Source organism: Streptosporangiales bacterium (assembly GCA_009379955.1).
Taxonomy (GTDB): Bacteria; Actinomycetota; Actinomycetes; order Streptosporangiales; family WHST01; genus WHST01.
In genome coordinates this window covers 1-22934 of the sequence record WHST01000109.1, presented here as the reverse complement: position 1 = coordinate 22934, position 22934 = coordinate 1, and the positions used below count along the sequence as shown (strand labels likewise).

Below are 22934 nucleotides of genomic sequence, written 5' to 3'. Positions count from 1 at the left end.
GTGTCCGTTGCTCTCGCCGAGCACCGCGTGGGGCTGATCGGCGCCAACGGCTCGGGCAAGTCGACGTTCGCCAGGCTCCTCAACGGGCTCGTCGTCCCGACGCGGGGTCGCGTCCGGGTCGACGGGCTCGACACGGCGAAGGACGGTCGCGCGGTGCGCCGCAAGGTGGGGTTCTGCTTCACCGACCCCGACGCGCAGATCGTCATGCCGACCGTGGCCGAGGACGTGGCGTTCGGCCTGCGCCGGTCGAAGCTGCCACGCGAGGACGTGCACGCCAAGGTCGACAAGTCGCTCGCGATGTTCGGCCTCGCCGACCACGCCGACCATCCCGCGCACCTGCTCTCCGGCGGACAGAAGCAGCTGCTCGCGCTCGCGTCGGTCCTGGTGCTCGAACCGTCGATCCTGGTGTGCGACGAGCCGACCACCCTCCTCGACCTGCGCAACACGCGGATGGTGCTCTCGTACCTGCGTGAGCTGCCCCAGCAGGTCGTGCTCGTCACGCACGACCTCACCGTGCTGGACGACTTCGACCGGGTACTCGTCTTCGACGAGGGTCGCCTGGTGCACGACGGCGCCCCGCGTGAAGCCGTCGCGCGCTACGAACGGCTGATGCGATGAGTTGCCCCGTGTCAAGCCGCTGCTGGTTGATCTTGGTTGAGGACAAGGGCACCCCTCTGGATGCCCGCGATCACAGCATAACCGGCTGAGTAGTCACTTTCAGGCTAGACCGACGTCACGCTCGTGGACTCTGAAGACGTATCTTGTGACCCCAAAGCCTGACTCTGGTCCCTTGACGCGAGGGCCTGGAGGGCCGTGATCAGGCCGACGGTGTGGACGTCCTGCGCACTGCAGCCGCGGGAGAGGTCGTTCACCGGGGCGGCGAGACCCTGCAGGAGAGGGCCCAGGGCGGTGGCTCCGGCGAGCCTCTCGGCGATCTTGTAGCCGATGTTGCCGGCGTCGAGGTTGGGGAAGACGAGCACGTTGGCACGGCCCGCGACCGGTGAGCCGTGCGCCTTGGCCCGACCGATCGACTCGATGACCGCGGCGTCGAACTGGAGCTCACCGTCGACGACCAGGCCGGGGGCGCTGTCGCGCAGCGAAGCTGTCGCTGTCCTGACCCGGGCCACCGACGGGTGGTCGGCGCTTCCCCTGGTGCTGAACGACAGCATCGCGACGACGGGCGCCGCACCGGTGAGGGTGCCGTACGTGGCACTGGTCGGCGGCGGTAAATGGGGGCGCTACCGCCGCATGGACCGTCACGAGCGACCGCAGCGTCCGTCGGAACGAGCGTATAGCGAATGCAAACGTTTGGGTACACTCGCTTGCTCCGGCGGACGAGTGAGCCTGATCAGGCGACGCTGAGCCGTCCTGAGGTTCCCGGATACCTGGAGGTTCCAGGGCCAACCGCCGAGGAACCAACGGATATGACTGTTACGGCAGGTCAGAGCCGCTCTATGGTGTTGGGTTTCATGAGCTGACGGGGGCTGGCGGGTCCAGCGCCGAGCTCGGCTCGGCTGTGTGCGACGCCGGAGGCGCCCTTGACGCGCCGGGCGTGCCGGTGACCACCACGGCGCGGTCGAGGAGAAGCGGCCCCCGGTGAGCACGGCCAGGTCTAGCCGGAGCGAGGCGGTTGGCGCCGGGCGTAGCGTGGAAAGACGTGGGGGAGCGGGCTACGTGGGGAGGGTCGCGGCCGCGACCAGCTGGCGACTGCCACCGAGACGCGGGCCGTGCCGACGTCGAGCAGGCCCAGGCATACGGCGAGCAGCGCGTCGCCGACCTCCGCGCCAGCTACGACCAGCAGGTCGAGCAGCTCCGCCGCGAGCGAGACACGGCGACCTCGACGAACCACTGGTGGCCACGATCAATCCTGCCTTGCTTGACCTCAAGGGTGTCGAGGATCGGTACAGGATCCTCCGGTAAGCCGTTCGGTCAGCTCGCCTGTTCGGTGACCGCTGCGGTCGCGTCGTCGGGCTGAAGTACGCGGTACAGGGTGGAGCGGCCGACGCCGAGGTGGGCGGCGATGGCGGTGACGGATTCGCCGCGGGCCTGGCGGGCGCGGGCGATGTCGAGCTGGTCGTCGGTGATCGCCGGGGGCCGGTCGCCGCGGCACGTAGCCCGTCAAGGGTGCGCTCGCGGATGAGGTCGCGTTCCATCTCGGCAGCCAAAGCGGCGACGGCGAACAGCAGCCGGTCGGCGATGGTGGCGTCGTTGGGCCGGTGGACGCCGGCGCACACCCCGGTGAGGACTTCTAGGATGATGCCACGGGCGTGGCGAACACCCTCGTGATCTACAAGCCGGACCGGGTCGCCCGGAGCATGAAAAAGCTGCTGGTCTTCCTCGAAGACCACGAGCACGGCACGCAGCTTCGGCCGTTCGCCGCGGGTGCTGCGGTTTCCACCACGACCTCGCGGCAGTGCGCGCCCGCCAGCGCGTCGAGCTGGGCCTGGTGGTCCTGGCTGCGGGTGGAGACGCGGGCGTACCCGACTCGGATCCGGTTGTGCGGGTAGGCGGTGCTGGCGGTCGCGCCGGCGGGGGCGGTGGTCATGCCGATGATCGGCCCGGAAACGTCCCAGAACCTCGCTGGCGACACGCGGGTTTCGTGGCGGGTTTCGGGACTCGCCGTCCTGCGGAAACGCGGTTGACCGGTGTCCGTTGTTGATCATCCCGGAACGACCGTTTGGGGGACGATGTGTAGACACCACTTCTTGTCGCTGCCGTGCTCTGCAATGGGAGACAACAGAGTGTTGTCGCCAGATCATCGGGAGGGTCTGATGAGCGACGATCAGCGGGAGTTGTTGGGCGGCCGAATCGGGTCCGTGGTTGACGAGGCGATGACGGAGTCACTCGGCCTGTCTCCGGGCGGGGTCCGGTCGGCAGCCGAGGTAGGCGTCCAGTGCGGCGGCACCGGTGAGCATGGCGCGGCTGCGGGCCGAGAGACGGGCATGCCAGTCGCGCAGCATCGATTCAAGGGGTGCGACGCCTCCGGCGGAGCGGACTTGGACGATCAGCGGGGCGATCTGCTCCAGCAGGTAGCCGCCTCGTCTGAGCTGGTGGATGAGTAGGGCGTCGCGCGCGTCGGCCGCGCTGTAGACCCGGTAGCCCGTCTGTGGGTCGCGGCGCGGTTGGACCAAGCCGGCGCGTTCCCATTTGCGCAGGGTGGCTGGGCGGATGCCGAGCCTTCTCGCCAGGGGGCCAACGAACGTGTCGCCGCGTTCTTGCGGTACGGGACTGAGGTCGTGAAGCGCGGCTTCGACGGCCTGGAGGGTGCGGCGGTCGTCGAGAAGCTGGGCGTGACTTTCGTCGATGAGCCGAAGCGCGTCCTCAGCCGTGCCCCGGTCGCCTGCATGATCGACGTGGCCGTCTGGTGGCCATGTCCGGGCACGAGGGCGAGGAACGCGTGCAGCGGCGTGTAGGTGCGGTAGCCGTGCGGGGTGCGTTCGGCGCCCGGAAGGATCCCGGCCGCCTCGTAGTTCCTGATCGCCTGCGTGGACAGGCCGTGCCCACGTGTCAGGTCAACCGGCCTGAGCCGTCCACCGTCTTGAGGGTTCCGCCTCACTGTTCTCCAAATATCTCGGATAAGTTTAAAACAAGAATTCAACGATACCGTTGAGGGTATGACTGCTGCTATCAAAGACGCCGCCCATGTCGTCGACGCTGCTATCGTCATGGGGTTGCTCCCGGCCGCGGCTGCTTGCCTTGGGCGTGCCCACCCACGGCGAGGACGTTCTGCTCGATCTGCGAAACGATCTCTTCCGGCAGATCGTCGAGCAGGAGCGCTACCGGACGATCACGATCGAGAGCGACTGCATGATGGGCCTGGTCGTGGACGACTACGTCACCTCGGGCACGGGCCTCCTTGACGAGGTCATGGAGCGCGGCTTCAGCCACGGGTGGGGCGCGTCTGCGGCCAACCGCGAGCTTGTGCGCTGGATGCGTGCGTACAACGCCGGCCGGCCCATGTCTGAGCGGCTGCGCTTCGCCGGTTTCGACGGCCCGCTGGAGATCACCGGCGCCGCCAGCCGCCCGCATGGGCGTCGCCTGACCCGGTCGCCCCGAGGCCCCGGTCACGCAAGGTCCACAGTCGTGAACTTTCCGTGCATGCTGGCGCGTAACGTCATGCCCCGTGAACAGCAGCGCAGCGCACACGGACCTGTTGCGGGGGCTCTTGATGAACGAGACGCGGCTTGTGGAGACCTACCGCCGACTGCGCGAGCGGTCCCACGAGCTGACGCCGACGCAGACCGCCGTCATGCAGGCCCTCGACGCCGCCGTACGCGCCGGCGAGGTCTCCCCGGGCGCGGCCGCCGTGATCGAGGCCGTCATCCGTGACGGCCACCCTCACGGCGCGCGCAAGCGGCTGACCCAAGCTCGGCGCGGGGTCGACACCCCGAGCGACCCCGCGCCGTAGGACCCCTCCCCACGCACCGGCGGGGGAGGATGAACGCATGTGCGGTCGCTACACCAACACCAAGGTCGCCGTCGACGTCGCGGCGCTCTACGGCGCCCGTAGCAGCCGCGGCGAGGAGCTCCCGTCGAGCTGGAACGTCGCGCCCACCGACCCGGTGTACGGCGTCGTCGACGCCCGCAGCGACGGTCTCGGCCGCGAGTTCGGCGTCTACCGCTGGGGTCTGGTGTCGTGGTTCATGAAGGACGCCAAGGTCGGCGCGCGGATGATCAATGCTCGCGCTGAGACGCTGCTCACGAAGCCGGCCTACCGGCAGGCCGCCGCGCAGCGACGCCTGCTGCTGCCGGCGTCCGGCTGGTACGAGTGGCGCCGGGACGCCGGCGGTAAGCAGCCGTTCTACATGATCCCCGGTGATGGGGCGAGCCTGACCGTGGCCGGCCTGTGGGAGCGCTGGGCGACCGCGAGGACGCCTGCGGCGCCGAGCTGTACACGTGCACCATCGTCACGACGGCCGCGGTCGGTGAGCTCGCCGGCATCCACGACCGGATGCCGCTCCTGCTGCTGGAGGACCGCTGGGACGCGTGGCTCGATCCCGAGCGCACCGATCCGACCGAGCTCCTGCTGCCCGACGAGGAGCCGCTCGCCGGGCTCGAGCTCCGGCCGGTGGGCCCCGCGGGTGGCAACGTCGGAACAACTCACCCGAGCTCGTCGCCCGCGTCGACGTCGACGCCTGACCGCCGCCCGTGGCGGGTCAGTGGCGGGGGAGTGCGGCCGGTGGCTCGGCGCCGCGCAGATGCTTGCCGCCGACCTCGAACCAGAGCCGCTCGTCGACCATCCGGCGCCGCAGTAGGTAGACCTCGAACTCGGCGGACGCGGTTGGAATACCCCCCGGGGTATGTTATGTTGAGACGGGGCGAGGGGAGACGGTCGTTGTGGAGATGAAACCGGAGATGGTGGGCGACGCCCTGGTGCGGCTGCGTCGGGCGCGGGGTCAGTTGAGCGGGGTGATCGAGGCGATGGAGGAAGGGCGCGACTGCGCCGAGGTGTTGACCCAGTTGGCCGCTGTTTCCCGTGCCCTTGACCGTGCCGGGTTCAAGATTGTGGTCAGCGGGATGAAGTACTGCCAGCAGGCACGTGAGGACAGCGACGAGTCGCCGATGACCGAACAGGAGTTGGAGCGGCTGTTCCTCGCGCTCGCCTGAGCCTTACCCCTGTTCTTGTCGGTCGGTGTCGTGTGTTTCCTTAATACCCCTGGGGGTATAGCTAGGATTTCTTGTCTGAACAGACGTCGGAAAGTCGGTGTGGACATCTTCGACGCAGCGTTGACTCGGCGGGTTGATGTGCGTTGCCGGAGGGGCGCGGTGAACGTGCCGTTGGAGGACGTGGTGGCCTCGCCCGAGCGGTTGGAGGGGGAGGAATGGCACGTCAGGAGGGCGCAGCCTGAACGCGGCGGAAGCGATGGACGCAGCCGGGTGCGCGAGCGGTCTCGGTGTCCGGTGGGACATCGGAGTGGGTCGACGTCGGCAGCGAGATGGAGAGAGGTGCGCGACGGTGACGGCAGTGAACGCGGTGAAGCAGGAAGAGCGGCTGGCCGGTGGTCTGGTGGTCGAGGTGATCGAGACGTCCTCGTTGGGAGACCGCAGCTACATGGCCAGTGACGGTGAAGTGGCGGTGGTGGTCGATCCGCAACGGGATGTGGACCGGGTGATCGCGGTCGCCGGGCGACTGGGCGTGCGGATCGCCTTGGTGCTGGAGACGCACGTGCACAACGACTACGTCTCCGGTGGTCTGGAATTGGCCCGGTTGACTGGTGCCGAGTATGGGTTGGCGGCCGTCGACGAGGTGCCGTTCGACCGGCGCCCGTTGTCCGATGACGATGTGGTGGAAGTGTCGCCGCGGATGCAGGTGCGGGCGGTGGCCACCCCGGGGCACACCTTCCACCACCTGTCCTACGTGCTGGAAGGGCAAAGCGGTCCGGTCGGCGTGTTCACCGGCGGGTCGCTGCTGTTCGGCACGACCGGGCGCACCGACCTGCTGGGCGAGCAGCACAGCGAGGAGTTGGCCCGCCACCAGCATGCTTCCGCGCAGAAGCTGGCAGCGATCCTGCCCGACGGCGCGCAGATCTGGCCCACGCACGGTTTCGGCAGTTTCTGCTCGGCCACGCAGGCCTCGGGGGACTCGGCGACGTTGGGTGAGCAGAAGCAGATCAACCCGGCGTTGACGTTGGCCGAGCGCGACTTCGTCGAGCAGACGCTGGCCGGGTTGGACGCTTACCCGGCCTACTACGCGCACATGGGTGTGCAGAACACCGCGGGGCCGGAACCGCTCGACCTGCGCGAGCCGGTCCGGGCCGAGCCGGAGGAACTGCGGCGCCGCCTAGAGCACGGGGAGTGGGTGGTGGACCTGCGTTCTCGCAAGGCCTATGTGGTCTCGCACCTGGCCGGCACGGTCAGCCTTGGGCTGGACGGTCCGATGGTGACCTGGCTCGGGTGGATGATCGACTGGGGGTCTCCCGTCACGCTGCTGGGCGAGTCCCGGGAGCAGGTCGGCGAGGCCCAGCGCGAGCTGGCCCGCATCGGCATCGACAAGTTCGCCGCGGCGGCCGTGGGCACCCCGGAGGAGCTGGCGGCCGACCCCGGCCAACTGCGCAGCACTCCGACTGCGACCTTCGCGGACCTGGCTGCGGCGCTGGACGGCAATACCGACGGACTACCCGCGCCGGAGGTGGTGCTCGACGTGCGCACCAACAACGAGTTCGCCGCTTCGCACGTCTCCGACGCGGTGCACATCCCGCTCTACGAGGTCAAAGACCGGCTCGGCGAGATTCCCGCCGGCGCGGTGTGGGTGCACTGCGGCAGCGGTTACCGCGCCACCGCCGCGGCGTCGCTGCTGGAAGCAGTCGGCCGCACGGTCGTGCTCATCGACGACGACTTCGGCGTCGCCGCCGAGGCCGGCGTGTCGATGACCTACGGAACCTAACACCCACTCGGAACGATCGCGGAGGAACGCGAAGAATGCCCGAGACCCTGCCCAAGACCGTCGACACCGCCCAGGTCCGCGACTTCCGCGAGGCCGACCCCCAGGTCCGGTTGATCGACGTGCGCACGCCCGGCGAGTTCGCCTCGTCACACGTCCCCGGCTCCTACAATGTCCCGCTGGACCTGCTGCGGGAACACCGTGAAGAGCTCACCGCGCAGCACGGCGACCCGGTGGTGCTCGTGTGCGCCTCGGGCGCTCGTGCCGAGCAGGCCCGCACCCTGCTGGAGACCGCCGGGTTGGACCGGCTCCGCGTGCTCCGCGGCGGCATCACCGGTTGGGAGCAGGAGGGAGGCGTGCTCCCAACCGGGGCCGAGGCACGTGGGCAATGGAACGGCAGATGCGGTTGGTCGCCGGCCTGTTCGTGCTCACCGGCGTGGTGGCCAGCACGGCCTTCGAACCGCTGAAGTGGATCGCCGGGTTCGTCGGCGCTGGCCTGACCTTCGCGGCGGTGACCAGCACCTGCGCGATGTCCCGGGTGCTTGGGCTGCTGCCGCACAACCGCACGTCCACCGCGGATGCTCGACCCCTTCTCGACGCCCTCACCAGCGGAAAGGCTCAGGGGCAGTAGACCCCGCGCGCACGGACCGACCAATGACGGCGGTGGCGCATGGTAGTTCCGCCACCGGGATAGGCGGATTTCGTTGTACTTGGCAGTGGTGTTCGGTGCCGTGATCGGCCTGGCACTGGGCTTGCTCGGTGCTGGTGGCTCGATCCTCGCCGTGCCGGCCCTGGTCTACGGCGTCGGGCAGCCCCTGCAGACGGCGATCCCCACCTCGCTGGCCGTGGTCGCGCTGTCCGCGCTGGGGGGCTTGGTCCCTCGTGAACGGCGCACCGCGGTTCGGTGGCCGGTCGCGCTGGCCTTCGGCGTGGCCGGCACCCCGGCCGCCTTCGGCGGGGCGGCACTCGCACGGCTGTTCCCGCAGCGTTGGTTGCTGCTGGCTTTTGCCGCGCTCATGGTCGTCGTCGCAGTGCGGATGCTGCGCGGCGGGGAGACCCACACCGGCGCCTGCCGGACCTGGGAGGGCGGTGTCAACTGGCGGACCTGCCTGCCCAAATCGGTGATCGCCGGTGCGGCTGTCGGCGTGCTCACCGGCTTGTTCGGCGTCGGCGGCGGCTTCGTCATCGTTCCCGCGCTGACCCTGCTGCTGGGCCTGGGAGCGCAGCAAGCAGTCGCCACCTCCCTCGTGGTGGTCCTGATCAACTCGGCGGCCGGGCTCGTCGCCCACGCCGGCGCGGCCGACAGCATCGACTACAGGGTACTGCTGCTGTTCGCGGGCACATCCCTGGCGGTGTCCATCGTGGCCGCTCAGATGTCGCCGAGGCTGAACTCCTCCACCGTGCGCCGCTGGTTCTCCTACGTCGTCCTCGCTGTTGCGGTCTTCGTTGCCGTGACCGCCATCGTCAACCCTTCCGCACTGGGATAACACCGGAACCCCGGTCCCGAATCGACAACTCCCTTGAACGAAAAGGTGGAACATGTGTCGTCGTGTTGAGTGCCGCAGATGCGGGAAACCGACCTACGCAGGGTGTGGTCAGCACGTGGAACAGGTGCTCGCGGGAGTGCCGAAGTCCCTGCGGTGCGATTGCGCTCCGGGAACCCAGCACAGAGGCGTTGGCGGGTTCTTACGCAAGCTCCTCAGTCGCGGCTAACCGAGGTGCGGACAAGATGATCAACGATGCGGCCGTGTGCAGCTGTGGATCCGCGGACGATTCCGCATCACTACAACGCACTCATCCACGAACTCGCCCGGCGTCACTGGCCAGCGGTACCGTTCGGCACGGATGACGTCTGGGTGTCCGAGACGAGCGACACGAAGCTGATCCGCGCGGCGAGCATTACGAGGCTCACCTGACCGGGAAGGTTCGGCTGCTTACTTCCCGGTTGCGATCGGCGCCGAACGGCTTGCTGTGAGTGGCGACGCCGCGGCGCTCGCGTGGCAGGTGGAGTTCAGCCGGCGGTGTGAGTCAGGGCGAGGGGAAGGCGCCAGCACGGCTCAGGAGAGCGGGTGCGGGCTTGCCGAGACGCTCGCCGAGCCACTCGCCGGTACGGGCCACGTCCGCCATCCGCGCGCCCGTCCCGATGTCGCTGCGGTCGAGGGCGTACAGCAGGTCCTCCGTCGCGATGTTGCCCGTCGCCGCCGGGGCGAACGGGCAGCCGCCGAAGCCGCCTGCGCTGGCGTCCAGGGCGGACACGCCACACTCGACAGCGGCCAGGGCGTTCGCGTAGCCCGTGTTTCGGGTGTTGTGGAAATGGCAGCGCAGCGGGACGTCGTCCCCGGCCAGCTCCCGGATGCCCGACACCAGCTCGCGCACCTGTCGCGGTACGCCGACGCCGATGGTGTCTGCGAGCGCTACCTCGTCCGGGTCGCCGTCGAGCACCTGGTGTACCAGCGAGACCACCGACGCTGCGGGTACCTCGCCCGCGAACGGGCAGCCGAACGCGGCCGCGACGGTGACCGTGCGCCTGACGTGCGCCGCGCGTGCCGCGTCGGCGAGCCGGCGCCACCTGGCCACGCCCTCCGCGGTGGTGCATCCTTGGTTGCGCTGGCTGAACTCGTCGGTGGCGACCACGACGACGTTGACCTCGTCGACCCTGGCGGCAAGCGCGCGGTCCAGGCCGCGGTCGTTGAGCACCAGGCCCGCGTAGGAGACGCCCGCCGGGCGTGGGACGGCCGCGAGCACCGCTTCGGCGTCGGCCATCTGCGGCACCCGCGCCGGGTTGACGAAGCTTGCCGCCTCGATCCTGGTGAGCCCGGCCGCGACGCTTCGCCGGATCAGCTCCACCTTCTCCTCGACGGGCAGCGCCTTCTGCTCGTTCTGCAACCCGTCCCGCGGAGCGACCTCGACGATTGACACGCGCCTCATGGAAACACCTTCACTATGTATGCAATGACGATTCGAAGGAGAGGATGTCTCACGGTGTTCTCTTGCGTCAAGGTCGTGTCGTGACCTACATTGTGTGCAATCTAGTGAAGAGGGTGCCTGTGCGGGCAGTGGACCGGGTGTACGAGGTGGTGCGTGCGGGCATCCTCAACAGCCGGTACGGGCCGGGAGAACGGCTTGGTGAGGCGGAGCTGGCCGAGTTCACCGAGGCCAGCCGCACGCCGGTCAGGGAGGCGCTGCGCCGGCTCGAGGTCGAGGGGTTGGTCGAGGTGTTGCCGCACCGCGGCGCGCGCGTCTCGGCGTGGACGCCGGACGACCTGGAGGAGATCTACGACCTGCGCATGTTGCTCGAGGCGTTCGCCGTGGCTCGCGCCGCGACGCGGGTCACGCCGAAGGAGCTGGACCGGATGGAAGAGCTCTGCGACCTGATGGAGCAGGCTGCGACGCCAGGACCGGGCCAGGATCTCGACCGGGTTTCCGAGCTCAACGGCGAGTTCCACGCCATCGCGCGGGACGCCGCGGCGAGTACCCGGTTGGTCACGATGCTGAACGCCGTCGTCCAGTTGCCTCTCGTCGTACGTACCTTCCGCCAGTACTCGCCGGCGGACATGACCCGCAGCGCAGCGCACCACCGTGACCTGGTCGCCGCGCTGCGCGGCAGGGACGCCGCCTGGGCCGAGTCGGTGATGCGCGCGCACGTGCTCGCGGCGAAGTCGGTGCTGTTGCGTGCGGCGAGGGCGGCCGGCGCGGGCGAGGCGACGGGGGACGAGTGATGACCGACGACACGACGGGTGCCGGGCCGCTGTCCGATCTCCGCGTGGTCGAGATGGGCCAGCTGCTCGCCGGGCCGTTCTGCGGTCAGCTGCTCGGCGACTTCGGCGCTGAGGTGATCAAGATCGAGCCGCCCGGCGTCGGTGACCCGATGCGCCAGTGGGGACGGGAGAAGCCGCACGGCAGGTCGCTGTGGTGGCCGGTGGTGGCCCGCAACAAGAAGTCGGTCACCTGCAACCTCCGTACCGAGGAGGGCCAGCTCCTGGTACGCCAGCTCGTCGAACGCGCGGACGTCGTGGTGGAGAACTTCCGGCCTGGCACGCTCGAACGCTGGGGCTTGGGCTTCGACCGGCTGCGCGCCACGAACCTCGGCCTGATCCTCACGAGGGTCACCGGCTTCGGCCAGACCGGGCCGTACGCGCCGCGCGCCGGGTTTGGTTCGATCGGTGAGGCGATGGGTGGCATCAGGTACGTCACGGGTGACTCCGATCGGCCGCCGTCGCGTACCGGCATCTCCCTCGGCGACTCGCTCGCCGCCGTGTTTGCCACGATCGGCACGCTCGTGGCGCTGCACAACAGGCAGCGCACCGGACGGGGCCAGCTCGTCGACTCGGCCATCTACGAGGCGGTGCTCGCGATGATGGAGTCGCTGCTGCCGGAGTGGGCTGTCGGCGGCTTCCAGCGTGAGCGGACGGGCTCGGTGCTGCCGAACGTCTCGCCGAGCAACCTGTACCCAACGAAGTCGGGCGAGATGGTCCTCATCGCGGCCAACCAGGACACCGTTTTCGGCCGACTGGTGTCCGTGATGGGACGTCAGGAGTTGGCCGGCGACGAGCGGTACGCCACGCACGAGGCGCGCGGTCGCAACATGGCGGAGGTCGACGACCTGATCGCCGAGTGGTCCGCGTGGCTCGGCACGGACGAGCTGCTGGCCATGTTGCACGAGGGCGGCGTGCCCGCCGGCCGGATCTACACGGCGAAGGACATGTTCGCCGACCCGCACTTCGCGGCGCGCGAGGCGATCGTCCGGCTGGTGCACCCCGACATCGGTGAGGTGCCGATGCACAACGCGTTCCCGAAGCTCAGCGAGACGCCAGGCAGGGTGCGACACACCGGTCCGGCTCTCGGCGAGCACAACGCCGACGTCTTCGGCGACCTGCTGGGGATCGAGGCCGACGACCTGGCCGCGCTGTCGCGGCGCGGCGTCATCTAGCCATTGCCACGAGGAGGTAGCATGGGATTTCGCCTCGGCGTCGACGTCGGCGGCACGTTCACCGACGTGCTGTTGGTCGACGAGCAGACGGGTACCGCGTACCGCGCGAAGACCGCGTCCACGCCACAGGACCAGTCGTTCGGTGTCCTCACCGGTGTGCGCAAGGTCTGTCGTGACGCGGACGTCGCCCTCTCCGCCGTCGACCAGGTGTTGCACGGCACCACGGTCGCGACGAACGCCATCTTGCAGGGCAAAGGCGCCAGGGTCGGACTCGTCACCACGGAAGGGTTCAGGCAGGTCCTGCAGATCGGGCGCTCGTTCGTCCCAGGCGGCCTCGCCGGCTGGATCGTCTGGCCGAAGCCGGAGCCGCTGGCGAAGCTCGAGCACACCGTCGAGGTCATCGGCAGGATCACGGCGGATGGCGAGGTGGTCACGCCGCTCGACGACGACGATGCCAGGGCGAACCTGCGGCTGCTGGCCGACGCGGGCATCGAGGCGCTCACCATCGCGCTGGTCAACTCCTACGCCAACGACGAGCACGAGCAGCGGGTCGCGGAGCTCGCGGCCGAGGAGCTGCCAGGCGTCCCCGTGTCGCTGTCGAGCCACGTATTGCCAGAGATGCGCGAGCACGAGCGCACCGTCACCACGGTCGCGAACAGCTACGTGCAGCCCGAGGTCTCGCGGTACCTGCGCAGCCTGGACGCGTCGCTGCGGGAGAACGGCGTCGCGGCGCCGCTGTCCATCTTGCGCAGCGACGGCGGCCTGACGCAGGCGGACAAGGCCGCGGCCGGCCCGGTGTCGCTGCTGCTCTCCGGTCCCGCAGGCGGTGTCACCGGGGCAGTGTGGTTCGCCGAGCAGGCCGGCTTCACCGATCTGCTCACCTTCGACATGGGCGGCACGTCGACCGACGTCGCGCTCGTGCTCGGCGGACAGCCCAGGGTCGGCAGGGAGACGACGGTCGGCGACCTGACCGTGCGCGCGACGAGCGTCGATGTACGCACCGTTGGCGCCGGGGGCGGTTCGATCGCGCACGTGCCCGAGCTCACCAAGGCGTTGCGGGTAGGGCCGCGGTCCGCGGGTGCCGTGCCTGGGCCGGCGGCGTACGCGCTCGGCGGCGTCGAGCCGACCGTCACGGACGCCAACGTCGTGCTCGGCTACCTGCCCGACCAGCTCGCAGGCGGCGAGATCACGCTCGACGTCGACGCCGGTAGGAAGGCGGTGGCGACCATCGCCGACGCGATGGTCCTGGAAGGCGCGGAGGCGGCGGCCGCGGGCATCGTCGACATCGTCAACGAGAACATGTTCGGCGCGCTGCGACTCGTCAGCGTTCAGCAGGGCTTCGACCCACGCGACTTCGCGCTCGTGGCGTTCGGCGGCGCGGGTCCGTTGCACGCGAATGCGCTCGGCCGGCTCACCGGTTCGTGGCCCGTCATCGTGCCGCCTTCACCCGGTGTCCTCTGCGCCTATGGCGACGCGACGACGTGCGTCCGGGAGGAGAACGCGCGGACGATGGTGAGGCGGTTCTCCGGGCTCACCGACGACGAGCTGCGCGAGGCGCTCGGCGAACTGGCCGACACCGCGGCGCGACGGTTGGCCGCGGGCGGCGTACCGCGCGAGCAGCAGGTGCATAGGTACCACATCGACATGCGGTACCACGGCCAGGGATTCGAGATCCCGATCGAGCTCGACGACGACGCCGTCGCGGACGAGAATCTGCTCGACGAGCTGGGCAAGGCGTTCGACGCGGAGCACGAACGGCTCTTCTCCTTCCTACTCGGCAACGAGCGCGAGGTGATCAACCTCAGGGTGATGGTCAGCGGCCCGCGGCCCGAGGTCGCCTGGCAGGAGTTGGTCGAGGGCGGCAGCGACGCTTCGGCCGCGCACGTCCGCACCACCGAGATCTGGGTCGCCGGCGCGTACACGGCTGCCGAGATCTACGACCGCGATCGGCTGGTGGCCGGCAACGTCGTGGCGGGTCCGGCGATCGTCACCGAGATGGACTCGACCACCCTGGTGCTGCCCGGCCACGCCGCGACGGTGCATCCGAGCGGCTGCCTGCTGATCCGTCCACTGGAGGCATAGATGGCGACCGTCACGCAGACGAACACAGCAACCATCGGCCGGGTCGACATCGACCCGATCACCATCGACATCGTCGAGGGCGCGCTGCGCAACGCGCGGTACGAGATGGACGAGGTGCTCTTCCGTACTGCGCTCTCACCCGGTATCCGCGAGCAGCACGACGAGTTCCCGCTCATCGCGGACCCGGAAGGGAAGATGGTCGTCGGCCAGTTCGGGCTGTCCGTTCCCGACTTCCTGGACAACTACCCCGGCACGATCGGCGAGGGCGACGTGCTGCTGACGTCGGACCCCTACGCGTGCGGTGCGGCCATCAGCCACGCCAACGACTGGCTGCTCGTCGTGCCGATCTACTACGAGGGCCGGATCGTCGGCTGGTCGTCGATGTTTGGGCACATGTCCGACGTCGGCGGCAAGACACCGTGCTCGATGCCCTCGGACTCGCGCACCATCTTCGAAGAGGGTGTCGTCATCCCGCCGTTCAAGCTGTACGACGGCGGCAAGCTGAACGAGGACGCCCTGGCCATCGTGCTCAACCAGGTGCGCATGCCCGACTGGAACCGCGCGGACCTGAATGGTCTCGTCGCGGCGTGCAACATGGCCGCCAGGCGGGTCACCGAGCTGTGCGACAGGTTCGGCGTCGAGGCGTACGTCTCCGCGCTCGACGCGCTGCTCGACAGGAACTACCAGGCGATGAAGGCACTGCTCGCCGCGTTGTTCGTCGACGGCGAGACGATCGAGTTCACCGACTACATCTGCGACGACGGCTGTGGGTACGGCCCGTACGAGCTGACCGTGTCGCTCACCAGGCACGGCGAGAAGGTGCACCTGGACTTCAGCCATGCCGCGCCGCAGGCGGTCGGGCCGGTGAACTACTTCCTGAACGAGAACCTGGTCAGGATGTTCTTCGGCATCTACGTGATCACGGTCGCCGACCCGCAGATCCTCTGGAACGACGGCTTCTACCCGTTGATCGACGTGACCATCCCCGAGGACTCGTTCTGGAAGCCCAGGTACCCCGCGGCGCTCAACGCGAGGAACCACGGCATCGGCAGGGTCTTCGACCTGTTCGGCGGCCTGCTCGGTCAGACGAACCCGGCGATCCTGAACGCCGCCGGCTTCTCGTCGTCGCCGCACTTCATGTACTCCGGGCAGTACACCTCGGGGTCGCGGAGCGGAGAGTGGTTCCTGCTGTACTCCATCGGGTTCGGCGGGATCCCCGGCCGGCCGATGGGTGACGGGCCGGACGGACATTCGCTCTGGCCGTCGTTCGTCAACATCCCGTGCGAGTACCTCGAATCGTACTACCCGCTGCGGGTCGAACTGTGGGAGACGGTCGCCGACTCCGGGGGAGCGGGCCTGCACCGCGGCGGCAACGGCGTGGACGTCGCGTACCGGTTCGAGCAGCCGGGTACGATCGCGATCCACGACGACCGCTGGCTGACGTACCCGTGGGGCGTGAACGGCGGCAAACCGGCTGCGCGTGGCCGCAAGTGGATCCAGCGGGCGTCCGGCGAGGTCGAGGTGCTGCCTAGCAAGTGCCACGACGTCCCGGTGTACCCCGACGACGTCCTGCATTTCGTCACCTGGGGCGGCGGTGGCTGGGGTGACCCGCTGGCCCGTGATCCCGAGCTTGTCGGCCTCGAGGTGCTGCGGCGGCTCGTCACGGTCGACGGTGCGCGGAATAGCTACGGCGTCGTCTGCGACGAGCGCGGCACCGTCGACGCCGGGGCGACGCAGCGGCTGCGGGCCGAACTAGGCGAGGAGCGCGGTGACCTGCCGCTGTTCGACAAGGGACCAGCATTGTCGGAGATCCTGGCCCGGTGCGAGGAGGAGACGGGACTACCCGCGCCGAAGCCACCTATCGCCGCCTGGACGGTGGCGAAGGCGTGAGCGACCTGCTCGGCGACTACGCCGCGTCCGGGTTCCGCGGCCGGCTGGGTTGTGGTCGCAGTCCCGCGGTGCTCGTCGTCGACGTCGTGCAGGCGTACCTCGTCGACGGGTCGCCGTTGCGCGCACCGGTCGAGGACGCCGTGGCCGCCGCCGCCAGGCTCGTCGAGGCAGGGCGTGACGCGGGAGTCCCCGTGCTGTTCACCCGGGTGAGCTACCGGCCCGGTGGTGTCGACGGTGGGCTCTTCTGGCGGAAGATCCCGGCGTTGCGGGTGTTCGAGGAGGGCAAGCCGCTCGGTGCGCCGGCGGCTGGTCTGCAGCCGCGAGCGGACGAGCTGGTCGTCACCAAGCAGTACGCGAGCGCGTTCTTCGGCACCAGCCTGACCGCCAGCCTGACCGCGGCCGGGATCGACACGCTGCTGGTCTGCGGCCTCACTACGAGCGGCTGCATCAGGGCCACGGCCACCGACGCGATACAGTGCGGATTCCGCCCGCTCGTCGTCGCCGACGCCTGCGGCGACCGCGACCCGCGGCTGCACGAGGCGAACCTGCTGGACCTGGACGCAAAGTACGCCGACGTCATCCCGTCGACCGAGGCGCTCGAGCTGGTGCACCGATGCGCGCCAGGTGTCAGCTGACGCCTGGCGCCGGGCAAGCGTGGTCAACCGGGCGTGGAACTCGTCCTCGCCGGCAGCGGGGTCGTCGGGCAACACCTGATTCGATGATACGGAGGAAAGGCACGGCATGACCAACGGCGCTCCAGGTGGGACTGTCACGTGCGCGGGCGACGTCACGATCAGCCGGATGGGTTTCGGCGCCGCGCGGCAGCTCGGGTTCAAGGGGTCGTTGCAACGCCCTGACTGATTGGGGTGTTGTCGATGGCGGGTCCGGGTCGGCCGCGTAGGCCGCGGCAGGCGGAGCGTGGTTCTGGCGGCTGGTCGCCGCTGGTGCGTCGACGGAGGCGGCGGCAGTGGCGGTGGGGTGTCGCTGGTTCGGTGATGGTGGTGGCATGGCGACCCTGCACCTGGCCGAGCCTGCCGGGCGGTACCTGTCGATGGGTGAGCGGGAGGATATCGCGGTCTGGCGGGGACGGGTCAGCGTCCGTGAGATCGCCCCGCCCGCTGGGCCTGCACGATCAGCCGGGAGCTGCGACGTAACGCGACCGGCGAAGACCCGGCCCGGTACCGGGCGGGCGTCGCCCAGGCCGAGGCCGACCGCCGCGCCCGGCGACCCAAGACGGTCAAGCTGGCCGTCGACCCGGTGTTGCGGGGCCTACGTGCAGGACGAGCTCGAGCAGCGCTGGAGTCCGGAGCAGATCGCCCGCCGGCTGGTGGCTGACTTCGGCGACGATGACCGCATGCGGATCAGTCACGAGGCGATCTACCAGGCCCTCTACATCCAGGGCCGCGGCGCGCAGCGGCGCGAGCTGACCACCCGCCTGCGCACCGGCCGGGCACGGCCCGGTCGTCGACCGGGCGCTGCGCAAGCCGCGGCGCCGCGTCGGCACCGGACGCACCGGCGATCTCTGTCCATTCGGTGTTCTCGTTGGTGCCGCGGTGGCACACCGGGTTTGGTCACCGGCCCATCCCGTTGGCTGCGACACCGCTACCCCCGTGCTAGGTCACGGAAGTACGCGCGGACGGCGCCGGAGTCGGCGCCCTCCGCGAGAAGGAGCGTGAGCGCGACGCGCGACTTCGGGCCGTCCAGGAACCCGGCGCGGATGAGTCCTCGGTCGAGGAGGTCGCGTTCGGAACCGGGGAACGCATAGGTCTCGCTGAGTACCTCGCCGGCGCCGGTGCGGGAGGCTAGCACTACCGGCATCGTGCTCGCCAGCTGGGTCAGGGACGCGACCATGCGCGCCGGGACGTGCCCACCGCCGAACGCTTCGACGACCAGCCCTGCGTAGCCCAGCGACTCCAGTTGGTCGACGATGCGTGCATCCTCGCCGAGACTTATCGTGAGCAGCGCGACGCGTGGGAACTTTTCGACGTTGGGCGGGGGAAGGGGCGGCAACGGCGTCGGCCGCAGCACGATGCGTGGCCGGCCCTCGACGACCCAACCCAGTGCGCCGGTGGCCATCGAGTGGAACGTCGACGGGTTGGTGGTGTGTGTCTTTCGGACGAACCGTGCCGCGTGGATCTCGTCGTTGAAGACGACCAGGCCGCCGAGTCCTTTCGCTTGCGGAGAGCCTGCCACCTGCACCGCGGCGAGAAGGTTCGCCGGGCCGTCGGCTCCGGCGAGCGTGGGGTTGCGCATCGCTCCCGTCACGACGACGGGCTGGGGGCCGTTCACGAGCAGATCGAGGGCGAAGGACGTCTCCTCGATGGAGTCGGTTCCCTGGGTGACCACGACCCCTGTCGTCGACGCGTCGAAGCGGGTACGTATCTCTGCGGCCAGCAGCGCGATGTCCTCGAAGGTGAGGTCACCGGAGGCTGTCTGCCGGAACGGCACTGTCTCGAGTTCGGCCACGTCACGCAACTGGGGAACCGCGGCCGCTAGTGCGGCTGCGTCGAGCTGAGGCGTCACGCCGCCACCGGCGGCGCCTGGCGTGTTCGTCGAGGCGATGGTGCCGCCGAGGGAGAAGACCGAAATTCGGGGGAGGCGAGTGCGACTGGTCATGGTGTCAGGTCACCTTCCGCCGATGCCGAGGAACGCGTTGAAGGAACGCTGGAGGAGGCCGGGGGCGAGGTCGTGGGCGATCACGATGATCCGCGTGCCGAAGCGGGTACCCGGCGGAGGTGCTCCGGGGGTGGATGACGTGCTGCACGCCGTTGACGGCGACCGGCCCGACGTCATCGACGTCCACCACGCCTTTGACCCGCAGTACGTTCGGTCCGTGGGTGTGCAGCAGTAGGCTGAGCCGGATCGAGAACGCCTGCCAGTCGACGCGGCCGTTGGTGACGAGCTCGAGCGTGGATACGGCGGCCGTGTGCTCGCCGGTCTGGTGCGGCGTCACCGTACGCGCCGTGTCACCGCCGCCTTCGACCAGCACGTCGAGCTGTTCCCCGTTGGCGGTGACGACGACTCCCGCCGAAGGGTTCAGCTGGTGCAGCCGCTCGACCAGCCGGGACACCTCACCAGCGGTGGCGAGGTCTGCCTTGGTGACCAGGAGCTGGTCGGCCGCGCGCGGCGCCACGTCGTGGCGATTGATGCTACTCGGCCCGGTCAGCGCGTCGACGGTTACGCAGACCTGCGCTAGCACGAAATGGTGCTTCAGTACGGGGTCGCTGGTGATCGTGAAGGCGATGGGACCGGGATCGGAAAGACCGCTGGTCTCGACTACGACGTGGTCGAACAGTTGCGTGACACCGCGCTGCTCCTCGTCGAGCAGGTGGCGGAGCGCCTGCGCGAGATCGTCTTGGCGGGTACAGCAGGCACCTCCACCGGACAGCGACAGCGGACGTCGCCGGGTCTGGGCCCGCATCGACTCCTCGACCGGAGCGTGACCGAAGTCGTTGACGACGACCGCCGGAGCCCGTGTCCCGACCCGGACGAGCTCGGCGCGCAGCACCGTCGTCTTACCTGACCCCAGGAATCCGCTGAGCACGGTGACGCCATGCCGGCCCGAGGACGCCGGTGCGCCGCCGGACGCGACCGGCGGCGACAGCAACCGTGTGACCGTCATCCTCCCGCCCCACGGTCTTCCAACGCGTCCAGCAACGCGGGGTCGAGTGCGTCCACCGGTGTGGCCGACAACCGTTGCGCGGCTCGCCACACCGCGGGTAGGTCGGCGGCCACCTCCGCGGTGCCGTTGCGGTCCGCGACGACTACGTGCCGCCCGGTGCCGCGGTCGGAGACGGTCAGTCCATACGGTTCGAGTGCGCGGAGTCGCTGTATCCGTAGATACCTCGCGCGAGGCGAGGAGCGTCGTGTCTGGCCAGCCGCCGGTACGGTGTCGGACCAGTGGCTGTCCTCGGCAAGCTCGTAGCAGAGCACGCACATGGCTGACCGGAACCTCACGTCGTCGTAACCTCGACCAGGGAACCAGGGGTGGAACGGCGAGTAGCCGTTCCACCCCTGATGGGTCTCAGGTGCCTGGCATGAAGATGCTGCCATTGCTGCCGGGGTACGGGTAACGGCGGCGGAAGTCGTCCGCGGACTCCTCCATGGTGACCCAACTGGTCCCCTCGTGTCCGTTGATGTACTCGATCAGCCGCTCGAGCATGAGCAGGACCTGCGGCCGGCCCGAGACGTCCGGGTGGATGGTGAACGCGAAGACCCCGTAGTCCTGCTCGCGGTACACCCAGTCGAACTGGTCGCGCCACCACTGCTCGACGTCACGGGGGTTGACCCAGCCGGCGCTGTTCGGCGCCTTCTTGATGAACATCATCGGCGGCAGGTCGTCCATGTACCAGTTGGCGCCGATCTCGACGATGTCGATCACCTCGCCACGCTCCAGCGGTTTCATCCAGTCGCTGGCTTCCTTGCTGTAGTCGATCTTGGTCCACTTGTCGCCCACCCGGGCGTAGAAGGGCACGAAGTCGTGGAACCCCTGGCCGTGATCGTAGGTGAAGCCGTACTTGAGCAGCAGGGCGGCGGTGATGTCGGACATCTCCCACCATGGCGGCACGTAGCCGCGGGGAGCCTTGCCGCTGACCTTCTCGATCAGTTCGACCGAGTAGGCCAGTACGTCCTCCTCTTGTTTGGGGGTCATCGCGATCGGGTTCTCGTGCGCGTAGCCGTGCGCGCCGATCTCGTGGCCGGCCTCGACGATCATCTTGACCTGGTCGGGGAACGTCTCGATCGAGTGGCCGGGGACGAACCAGGTGGCCGGGATGTCGTACTTCTGGAACAGTCTCAGCAGTCGAGGTGTGCCTACCTCACCCGAGAACATTCCGCGCTGGATGTCCGACGGCGAGTCCTCACCGCCGTACGATCCCAGCCATCCGCCGACGGCGTCGATGTCGACGCCGAAGACGCACTTGATGTCCTTTGCCATGCTCATCTCCTCGATAGTGAAGTCGCCGTCGGCCAGCGACGCCGGTCAGTTGGGCCGAAGCCGGTGGCCGCTCGAGGGCAACGGCACGCACCGTGCCTCCAAACCCCTGCGGTCGTCACTGCTGTCGTTCTCATACCTCGATCTCGAATATCCGTTCGAGGTGGCCGATTACCTCCTTGGCCGTGAGGGGATCGGCGTACTTCGCCGTCATGTCGAACAGGTTCGCCTCGTGCGGGCCGGTGGAACGATCCGCGATGCAGTCGGTGATGACGAAAGTGCCGAACCCGTGCTGGACGGAGTCGACGACCGTCGCGCGGACGCATCCTGAGGTGGTGGCACCGGCGACGAGCACTGTGTCGACACCGCACGCGGTCAGCATCGACGCCAGCGGGGTGCCGAAGAAGGCGGACGCTCCGGTCTTGGTGATCAGCGCCTCATGCGGGAGCCGGCCGAGCAGCGGGTCGATCTCGACCGCGCGACTGCCGGTGGCCAGTTCGCGCAGTGAGGGCACCTTGCGCACCCAGGCCGTCGCCGCCTGTGCCCCCTCGTCGTAGGCGATGGTGGTGAACACGATCGGGACGCCCCGCTTCCTGGCGGCGGCGAGCACCGTGCGGGTGCGCCGCACCACCTCACCCATCTCCGAACCCAGTTGGAAGGACGGGTTGGTGAAGCCGAGACAGAAGTCGACGACCACGACGGCCGGCCGTGAGCCGAAGGTGAAGGCACCGGTGAACCCGGACGCGCGATAGGTGTCCTGGGCGCCGTGTTCCCTGGCAGCGCGGCTCATGCACCCGTCTCCGTGGTCAGGATGGGTCGTGGTCCCGCCGGACCGGCGGGCGCATCGGAACTGTGCACACGATTCGCTCGCTGGCGCTCGCTCATGGCATCACATCCCCTGCGTTGGGGCCCAACGTCTGTCCGACGTACAGGCTGCCACCGGGGTCACTGGCCAGCAAGACGGCGGTGGGAGCGATCTCGGCCGGTACACCGAACCGGCCGAGAGGAAGCTCTGCCCGCTTGGCCGCCTTCCACTTCTCGCTGATACCCACGACCATCGGTGTCTCGACCGGCCCGGGAGCAATGGCGTTGACCAGCACACCGCGTTCGGCGACCTCGAGGGCCAGTGCCTTGGTCAAACCGATGACACCGGCCTTGGCCGCACTGTAGTGAGTCAGGCCACGGCCACCCTTGATGCCTAGTTGCGAGGCGATGTTGATGATCCGTCCGTACCCGGCCTCAACCATCGACGGGACCACCGCGCGGCAACAGAGGAAGACGCCGGTGAGGTCGACGTCGATCGTGTCCCGCCATTGCGCGAGGGTCATCTCGGCCAACGGCGCCTCGGTCAACACTCCCGCCGAGTTGACCAGGATGTCGATGCGTCCGTGGGTGCCGAGCACCCCGGTAACGGCCTGCTCGACCGACGAAGGGTCCGTGACGTCGACGGACACGTGACCGTCGGCGCCGATCGCCTGCATGACCGACGCTGCCGCGTCGTCGTCGCGGTCCGCGACGACGACCGTTGCCCGTGCTTCGACAAACGCCGTCGCGATGGCGGCGCCGATCCCCCCGGTGCCGCCTACCACGAGTGCGATTCGCCCGTTGAGCGCTGGTTCACCGTGTGTCGTCATCGATCAGTCGAGCCGTACCTTTCGCGGGTCGACGTTACGCGCGCCCAAGATGATCAGCCCGGAGGCGAAGATCGGCAGACAGCC

At 69.0% G+C, this 22934-nt stretch carries 17 protein-coding genes and 5 pseudogenes; 12 read left to right on the top strand and 10 right to left on the bottom strand.

Going from position 1 to position 22934, the window contains the following annotated elements; translation table 11 throughout:
• Positions 1-618: ATP-binding cassette domain-containing protein (locus GEV10_25150; protein MQA81721.1), on the top strand; the 618-nt coding region annotated here is incomplete at its 5' end.
• A gap of 104 nt (positions 619-722) precedes the next feature.
• On the opposite strand, the gene GEV10_25145 is transcribed toward GEV10_25150, so the two are convergent.
• The 4 genes and pseudogenes from GEV10_25145 to GEV10_25130 form a co-directional block, all read right to left on the bottom strand.
• Positions 723-1169 (bottom strand): hypothetical protein, encoded by a 447-nt coding sequence (locus GEV10_25145; GenBank protein MQA81720.1) that lies wholly within the window; start codon positions 1167-1169, stop codon positions 723-725.
• Between the two features lie 443 nt (positions 1170-1612).
• Positions 1613-1849: a hypothetical protein gene (locus GEV10_25140; protein ID MQA81719.1), complete on the bottom strand. Its 237-nt coding sequence runs from the start codon at positions 1847-1849 to the stop codon at positions 1613-1615.
• A gap of 80 nt (positions 1850-1929) precedes the next feature.
• Positions 1930-2545: pseudogene (locus GEV10_25135) on the bottom strand (helix-turn-helix domain-containing protein).
• 295 nt (positions 2546-2840) lie between these two features.
• Positions 2841-3556: pseudogene (locus GEV10_25130) on the bottom strand (MerR family DNA-binding transcriptional regulator).
• A gap of 58 nt (positions 3557-3614) precedes the next feature.
• Here GEV10_25130 and GEV10_25125 point away from each other — a divergent pair.
• From GEV10_25125 to GEV10_25100, 6 genes and pseudogenes are all read left to right on the top strand, one after another.
• Positions 3615-4020 (top strand): annotated as a pseudogene (locus GEV10_25125) (erythromycin esterase).
• Positions 4021-4445: 425 nt separating this feature from the next.
• Positions 4446-5347 (top strand): annotated as a pseudogene (locus tag GEV10_25120) (SOS response-associated peptidase).
• On the top strand, positions 5338-5607 hold the full coding sequence (locus GEV10_25115; protein ID MQA81718.1) for a metal-sensing transcriptional repressor: 270 nt from the start codon (positions 5338-5340) through the stop codon (positions 5605-5607). The pseudogene GEV10_25120 and the gene GEV10_25115 overlap by 10 nt, the downstream one beginning before the upstream one ends.
• Positions 5608-5956: 349 nt before the next feature.
• Positions 5957-7384: an MBL fold metallo-hydrolase gene (locus GEV10_25110; protein MQA81717.1), complete on the top strand. Its 1428-nt coding sequence runs from the start codon at positions 5957-5959 to the stop codon at positions 7382-7384.
• Between the two features lie 35 nt (positions 7385-7419).
• Positions 7420-8012: pseudogene (locus GEV10_25105) on the top strand (DUF2892 domain-containing protein).
• 73 nt (positions 8013-8085) lie between these two features.
• Positions 8086-8868: a TSUP family transporter gene (locus tag GEV10_25100; GenBank protein ID MQA81716.1), complete on the top strand. Its 783-nt coding sequence runs from the start codon at positions 8086-8088 to the stop codon at positions 8866-8868.
• A 541-nt stretch (positions 8869-9409) separates the two neighbouring features.
• Here GEV10_25100 and GEV10_25095 read toward each other — a convergent pair.
• Positions 9410-10309: a hydroxymethylglutaryl-CoA lyase gene (locus GEV10_25095; protein MQA81715.1), complete on the bottom strand. Its 900-nt coding sequence runs from the start codon at positions 10307-10309 to the stop codon at positions 9410-9412.
• Between the two features lie 44 nt (positions 10310-10353).
• Between GEV10_25095 and GEV10_25090 the strand changes: the two genes are divergently transcribed.
• Genes GEV10_25090 through GEV10_25070 form a run of 5 tightly spaced genes read left to right on the top strand, consistent with a single transcriptional unit; the run spans position 10354 to position 16918 of the window.
• A complete protein-coding gene (locus GEV10_25090) occupies positions 10354-11100 on the top strand; it encodes an FCD domain-containing protein (protein ID MQA81714.1) in 747 nt (248 codons plus the stop codon).
• Positions 11100-12311, top strand: a complete 1212-nt coding sequence (locus GEV10_25085; protein MQA81713.1) for a CoA transferase — start codon at positions 11100-11102, stop codon at positions 12309-12311. The genes GEV10_25090 and GEV10_25085 overlap by 1 nt, the downstream gene beginning before the upstream one ends.
• A 21-nt stretch (positions 12312-12332) precedes the next feature.
• Positions 12333-14393, top strand: coding sequence for a hydantoinase/oxoprolinase family protein (locus GEV10_25080; GenBank protein ID MQA81712.1), 2061 nt, complete (start codon positions 12333-12335; stop codon positions 14391-14393).
• Positions 14394-16283, top strand: coding sequence for a hydantoinase B/oxoprolinase family protein (locus tag GEV10_25075; GenBank protein ID MQA81711.1), 1890 nt, complete (start codon positions 14394-14396; stop codon positions 16281-16283).
• Positions 16280-16918: an isochorismatase family protein gene (locus GEV10_25070; protein ID MQA81710.1), complete on the top strand. Its 639-nt coding sequence runs from the start codon at positions 16280-16282 to the stop codon at positions 16916-16918. The genes GEV10_25075 and GEV10_25070 overlap by 4 nt, the downstream gene beginning before the upstream one ends.
• Before the next feature lie 967 nt (positions 16919-17885).
• On the opposite strand, the gene GEV10_25065 is transcribed toward GEV10_25070, so the two are convergent.
• The 5 genes from GEV10_25065 to GEV10_25045 form a co-directional block, all read right to left on the bottom strand.
• The gene (locus tag GEV10_25065; protein ID MQA81709.1) at positions 17886-18899 is read right to left on the bottom strand and encodes an asparaginase; all 1014 of its coding nucleotides are present in this window, start codon (positions 18897-18899) and stop codon (positions 17886-17888) included.
• A 4-nt stretch (positions 18900-18903) separates the two neighbouring features.
• The gene (locus tag GEV10_25060) at positions 18904-19905 is read right to left on the bottom strand and encodes a GTP-binding protein (protein ID MQA81708.1); all 1002 of its coding nucleotides are present in this window, start codon (positions 19903-19905) and stop codon (positions 18904-18906) included.
• A gap of 402 nt (positions 19906-20307) precedes the next feature.
• Positions 20308-21219: a polysaccharide deacetylase family protein gene (locus GEV10_25055; GenBank protein MQA81707.1), complete on the bottom strand. Its 912-nt coding sequence runs from the start codon at positions 21217-21219 to the stop codon at positions 20308-20310.
• Positions 21220-21349: 130 nt separating this feature from the next.
• On the bottom strand, positions 21350-22006 hold the full coding sequence (locus GEV10_25050; protein MQA81706.1) for an isochorismatase family protein: 657 nt from the start codon (positions 22004-22006) through the stop codon (positions 21350-21352).
• Positions 22007-22097: 91 nt separating this feature from the next.
• Positions 22098-22850 (bottom strand): SDR family oxidoreductase, encoded by a 753-nt coding sequence (locus GEV10_25045; GenBank protein ID MQA81705.1) that lies wholly within the window; start codon positions 22848-22850, stop codon positions 22098-22100.
• Positions 22851-22934: the final 84 nt, after the last annotated feature.